The sequence below is a fragment of the Pseudoalteromonas obscura genome (assembly GCF_030135505.1).
Taxonomy (GTDB): Bacteria; Pseudomonadota; Gammaproteobacteria; order Enterobacterales; family Alteromonadaceae; genus Pseudoalteromonas; species Pseudoalteromonas obscura.
Genome location: NZ_JASJUT010000026.1, coordinates 1 through 2157, shown reverse-complemented (window position 1 = coordinate 2157; position 2157 = coordinate 1). Strand labels below are relative to the sequence as shown.

General features: G+C 40.9%; 1 protein-coding gene. It reads left to right on the top strand.

Going from position 1 to position 2157, the window contains the following annotated elements:
* Nucleotides 1-1332 precede the first annotated feature (1332 nt).
* Nucleotides 1333-1611, top strand: a complete 279-nt coding sequence (locus QNM18_RS27240; RefSeq protein WP_417714876.1) for a transposase — start codon at nt 1333-1335, stop codon at nt 1609-1611.
* The last annotated feature ends 546 nt before the right edge of the window (nt 1612-2157 follow it).

Below are 2157 nucleotides of genomic sequence, written 5' to 3'. Positions count from 1 at the left end.
TTTTGCTCCTGAATCAAGAGCTGTTAGAACTCAATCTGTACGAGTGCCCACACAGATGATTGCTTCATATTTTTAAAGAACAATGTAACTAACCCTTGGTTAGTTACCGCAGCGTTGCTGCGAAGTGGAGCGCCATATTAACCGCTTCACTTTTAAAGTCAACTAGAAAATTTAATTTTTTCTTAATTAAGCTTTCAGTTTGGCTTTGACCTTCACTTTGGTTTGCGTTTTTGTTTGCGCCCCGCCGTGTCAGTGGGTGCGAATTATAGGGAGATCCAAATTTGGATCAAGCACTTTTTATAAAAAACTTAGAAAAAGTGACGCTTCGGTTAAAAATCAAACTAAACACCTCGTTTTAGGGTGTTTTTCATACAGAGCAATGGCATTGGATCGCTCGAAGCAATATAAATAGATCTTTCGGATCCGAAAATACCATCATGGCCATCTAATTTATTTTAAGCATGGTCGTCAGAATTTATTGGAGACTCAACGCCTCTCCCTGAATACAGGGATAAGGGATAAGCACAACTTAACCAACCAACGAAACGCAAAGGGTCATCGGCAACAAGTTCAAAAGGAAAAAGCCCCTCATTTAAAATAAAATCGTGAGTTTTGGTCGCCACACAAGAATATGTGTTAGCAAAGATCTAACATCGGATAAAACATGGATCCTGAATTTGTCTCCAATGCTGATCATTTAAGCTCATTTAATACCTCTTGAACGATCTTCCGAATATGACATGTTTAGACGTTCATTGACGGAACGTCTATGTTGAATGATTTATTTACGCCATTTAACAACAAATGTTCTGCCGAGTGATTAAAGGCGAAAAATAACCCCTGAAGATGTTATCCGACTCATTCTGTTGATGTGAAGTGAATCTATTCAAGAGATTGGTCCATGATTAGCCTATAATCCAATTTAGATTAGCCACGAGTTACAGGCAGGAGTTACATGTTTATAGTATTGATGGGGTAACTGAAGATACACCAATGAGTCGTGTATATTTTGGCTCTGCGCACAGTAAAGGAGAGCGATCTTTTTTGTTCCCACTTTTCGCCTCGCTTACCTAATGAATACCAGCTCTCAAATTATACTTAATGCGGGATTATGGGAATTTAAAAAGCGTGAAATTACAATTGCCTCGCAGCTGGTAGATAATTTACCCGGAATGAGCGCCATCCAAATAGACAAACTCTGCCATATAGAGGCACTGAATTCAGATAGGTTCCACGTGCTCCTTTACAACATGAAATTAAATGACATGAGTCCAAGATGACGTATGGAGTACCGATGAGGACAGCTCACATACTCTTAAGCGTTCTAGTACATTGCCTAAAGGTTGGCAATTTAGGCTTATTAAATACCTGATAAATGGTTTCGAACCAAAGCTATTGGCGGCTTCTCTACCTCGTGAGCAATATTCGAGAAAAGGTATCACAGCACTTTACCATGAGCGGTGGCCAATTGAGTTGGGCTATAGAGATATCAAGAAATCGATGCCAAAAAACACTGTGACCCTTCGAAGTATAAAGTCAGAGTTAGTAATTCAAGAGCTTTACGGCATATTGATAGCATACAACCTCATAAGGTATGAAGCGGCATTGTAGGCAAAGTAACTGAAAGTAAGAGGAGCCAAGCACTTAATAACCTTTAAACGAACAGCATTGGAACTTGCTTCTGGGTCTAAAGTACAAAAGGCTACCGACTGCGTTCGCAGTGAACTGGCTCTTTTTATGCTAGGTAAATATCGTGCGAAAGGTTTATGACACAGCGCGAAACGCTGGCATTCTTTTCGCACAAGGTGAAGTGAGCTAGTTTAGCTGTTGCAGAGGGACTTAAATGCAAAAAAACCGCTGCATTGCTTCAACGAGTTTGACCTACATGGATGTACTAATGTCGATTAGATTCATAGATGAATGTTATTTATCGACCTATAAGTGCTCAGGCGCGCCTAGTCGGGGCCACCTGGCTGGCGATGTCCTACTTTTATCGTGCAAAAGGCTAGCGACAGCGAACGAAGTGAGTACGGTTCTTTTGCGCAAGGTGAAATGAGCCGTTTTAACCACTGCTGAGGGACTTAAACGAAAAAAGCCCGACTCTTTCGAATCGGGCTTTCTTTTATTTGGCGCTTGGCGATGTCCTACTTTCACATG